Origin of the sequence: Kineococcus vitellinus (assembly GCF_009906315.1) — a bacterium.
Classification (GTDB): domain Bacteria; phylum Actinomycetota; class Actinomycetes; order Actinomycetales; family Kineococcaceae; genus Kineococcus; species Kineococcus vitellinus.
Genome location: NZ_JAAALL010000402.1, coordinates 1 through 3038 on the forward strand (window position 1 = coordinate 1; position 3038 = coordinate 3038).

4 protein-coding genes are annotated in these 3038 nt (G+C 73.1%); 1 reads left to right on the forward strand and 3 read right to left on the reverse strand.

Annotation, left to right across the window (positions count from 1 at the left end; all coding sequences use genetic code 11):
* A partial coding sequence (locus GTQ99_RS21540; RefSeq protein WP_166617743.1) for an aminotransferase class I/II-fold pyridoxal phosphate-dependent enzyme occupies positions 1-527 on the forward strand: 527 nt, incomplete at its 5' end.
* A 47-nt stretch (positions 528-574) separates the two neighbouring features.
* On the opposite strand, the gene GTQ99_RS27615 is transcribed toward GTQ99_RS21540, so the two are convergent.
* From GTQ99_RS27615 to GTQ99_RS21550, 3 genes are all read right to left on the reverse strand, one after another.
* Positions 575-682, reverse strand: a complete 108-nt coding sequence (locus GTQ99_RS27615; RefSeq protein ID WP_420814603.1) for an MFS transporter small subunit — start codon at positions 680-682, stop codon at positions 575-577.
* Positions 679-2067, reverse strand: coding sequence for an MFS transporter (locus GTQ99_RS21545; protein ID WP_166617744.1), 1389 nt, complete (start codon positions 2065-2067; stop codon positions 679-681). Before GTQ99_RS21545 ends, GTQ99_RS27615 begins: the two co-directional genes overlap by 4 nt.
* 107 nt (positions 2068-2174) lie before the next feature.
* Positions 2175-3038: carbohydrate ABC transporter permease (locus tag GTQ99_RS21550; protein WP_205707975.1), on the reverse strand; the 864-nt coding region annotated here is incomplete at its 5' end.

Genomic DNA, 3038 nt, shown 5'->3' on the forward strand with positions numbered 1-3038 from the left:
ACGTCGTGCACGTGGGCTCGGCGAGCAAGAGCCTGTGGGGCGGGCTGCGGATCGGCTGGGTGCGCGCCGACGCGGCCCTGGTGCGCCGCCTCGCCGCGCACCGAGCGCCGTGGGAGCTGGGCACGCCGGTGCTGGAGCAGCTCCTCACCGCCGCGGCGCTGCCCCACCTCGACGAGGTGCTGGCCGCTTGCCGCGAGCAGCTGCGGGCCGGGCGCGACGCGCTGCTGGCGGCCCTGGCCGAGCAGCTGCCGGAGTGGGAGCTGCCGGTGGTGCCCGGCGGGCTGACGGCGTGGGTGAACCTGGGCCGGCCGGTCTCCAGCGCGCTGGCGCTGGCCGCCCGCCGGCACGGGGTGCGGGTGACGGCCGGGCCGCGCTTCGGCGTCGACGGCGCCTTCGAGCGCTACCTGCGGCTGCCGTTCGGCGCCGGGCCCGCCGTCCTGGAGCGCGCCGTGCCGCTGCTGGCGCGCGCGTGGGAGGACGCCCGCACGACGGCGGCCGCCCTCCCCGCGCTCGACGAGCTGGTCTGAGGCGGTGCGGGGCGAGGGGGTTCGAGCCGAGGGGTTCGAGCGCCCGCTCAGCCGGTGAAGAGCCGCGAGGCCCGGATCAGGGTCTCCACGACCCCGTAGGCGAGCGGGACGCCGACCAGCGCCCAGCCCAGGACCACCCGTCCGCGCGCGTTCACCGCGGGCTCCTCTCCAGCGCCGGGGCGTCCTCGTGGAAGCGGGAGGCGACCGGGCGCACGAGCAGGTTCGCGACGAACCCGACGCCGAGCACGGCCACCATCGTCAGCAGGGCCGGCCGGTAGGCGTCGGCCGTCAGCGTGCCCGGGGCCCCCTGGGCGTCCAGGAAGCCGTTGACGATGAGCGGGCCGGCGACCCCGGCCGCCGACCACGCGGTGAGCAGCCGGCCGTGGATCGCCCCCACCTGGAAGGTCCCGAACAGGTCGCGCAGGTACGCGGGGACCGTGGCGAAGCCGCCGCCGTAGAAGGACAGGATCACGGCGGCGAACAGCACGAACAGGGCCGTGCCGACCTGGCCGAAGAGGGCCAGCAGCAGGTACGTCACGAGCCCGACGCCGAGGTAGACCATGTAGATCGGCTTGCGGCCGATGACGTCGGAGGTCGAGGACCAGACGAAGCGCCCGGCCATGTTCGCCATCGACAGCAGGCCGACGAAACCGCCGGCCGCGGCCACGGAGACCGTCGAGACCCCGCCCCCGTCGCGGAAGAAGTCCTGGATCATCGGCGACGCCTGCTCCAGGATGCCGATGCCCGCCGTCACGTTGCAGAACAGGACGATCCACAGCAGGTAGAACTGCGGGGTGCGGATCGCGTTGCGCGCCGAGACGCTCGCGGTCGTCACCAGCGCCTTCTGCTTCAGGGAGGCGGGGTCGAAGCCGTCGGGGCGCCAGCCGTCCGCGGGCACCCGGATCGTCGCCGCGCCGTAGGTCATGAAGAGGGCGTGCAGCACCGCGAAGGTGACGAACAGCAGCGCGACGGCGGAGCCCGCGGGCGCGCTGCCGGTCACGGTGGAGTCGTAGCCGGGGTCGTAGGCCGACAGCAGCCGCGTCGAGAGCGGGCTGGCGATGAGGGCGCCGCCGCCGAAGCCCATGATGGCCATGCCGGTGGCCAACCCCGGCCGGTCCGGGAACCACTTGATGAGGGTGGAGACGGGCGAGATGTAGCCGATGCCCAGCCCGATGCCGCCGATGACGCCGTAGCCGAGGTACAGCAGCCACAGCTGCCCGGTCGCGATGCCGAGCGCGCCGACGAGGTAGCCGGTCACCCAGCACGCCGCGGAGGCCGCCATGGCCTTGCGCGGCCCGCTGCGGTCGACCCAGGTGCCGCAGACGGCGGCGGACAGGCCCAGCATGACGATCGCGATGGAGAAGACGATGCCGATCGCGGTCTGGCTGACCTCGAAGTGCTGCACGAGCGCGGTCTTGTAGACGCTGGTGGCGTACACCTGGCCGATGCACAGGTGCACCGCGAGGGCGGCGGGCGGGACGAGCCACCGGTTGAAACCCGGCGGCGCGACGGTGCGCTGCCGGTCGAGGAGGGGAAGCACGGGACCACGAGCTCCTTCGCTGGGGGACGGGCGCGCCAACCGTAGACCGGTTGCCGGTGCGGCGCCCGCGCACGCGCCGGGGACCGCAGCGGTCCCCGGCGGCCCGCTCAGCCCTTCACGGCCCCCGAGGCGAGCCCCGCGACGTAGAAGCGCTGCAGCGCGACGTAGAGGATCACGCACGGGATCATCGCGACGACCGCGCCGGCGACGAGGTAGCCGAAGTTCACCGACCCGTAGGCGCCGGACTGCAGGTTGACCAGCGACAGCGGCAGCGTGTACTTGCGGTCGTCGGTGAGGAAGGTCAGCGCCCCGAGGAACTCCGTCCACGAGGCCAGGAAGGCGTACAGCGCGCTGGTGGCGATGCCCGGCACGAGCATCGGGCGCAGCACCGAGGTGAGCGTGCGCATCGTCCCCGCGCCGTCCACGTGCGCGGAGTCCTCGATCTCCGCGGGGATCGACTCGAAGGCGTTGCGCATGACGAACACGCCGAACGGCAGGTTCACCGTGGAGTAGAAGAGCACCAGCCCGAGCCGGGAGTCGGTCAGGCCCATGGCGTTCATCTGCAGGTACAGCGGCGTGATGATCGCCTGGAACGGCACCATCATCGTGACGACGACGAGGCCGAACAGGGCGTTGCGCCCGCGGAAGCCGAACCGGCCGAAGCCGTAGCCGGCGAGGGTGGCCAGGACCGCCGTGAGCAGCGCCGTCGCGATCGAGACGACCAGGCTGTTGCCGACGGCCCGGGCGATGTCGGCGTCGCCGGTGAACAGCGCCCGGAAGTTGTCGAGGCTGAACTGCGACAGCGCCGACCAGCTGGGCGTGGTGGAGACGATGGCCTCGTTGTCCTGGAAGGAGCGCAGGATCGACCACACCAGCGGGACGAGGAACACCAGCGAGGCCAGGACGCCGCCGGTGACGTAGAGGGTGACCTTGGTGCGGCTCTCGGCGCGGGCCCGGTCCGGGCCGAGAGC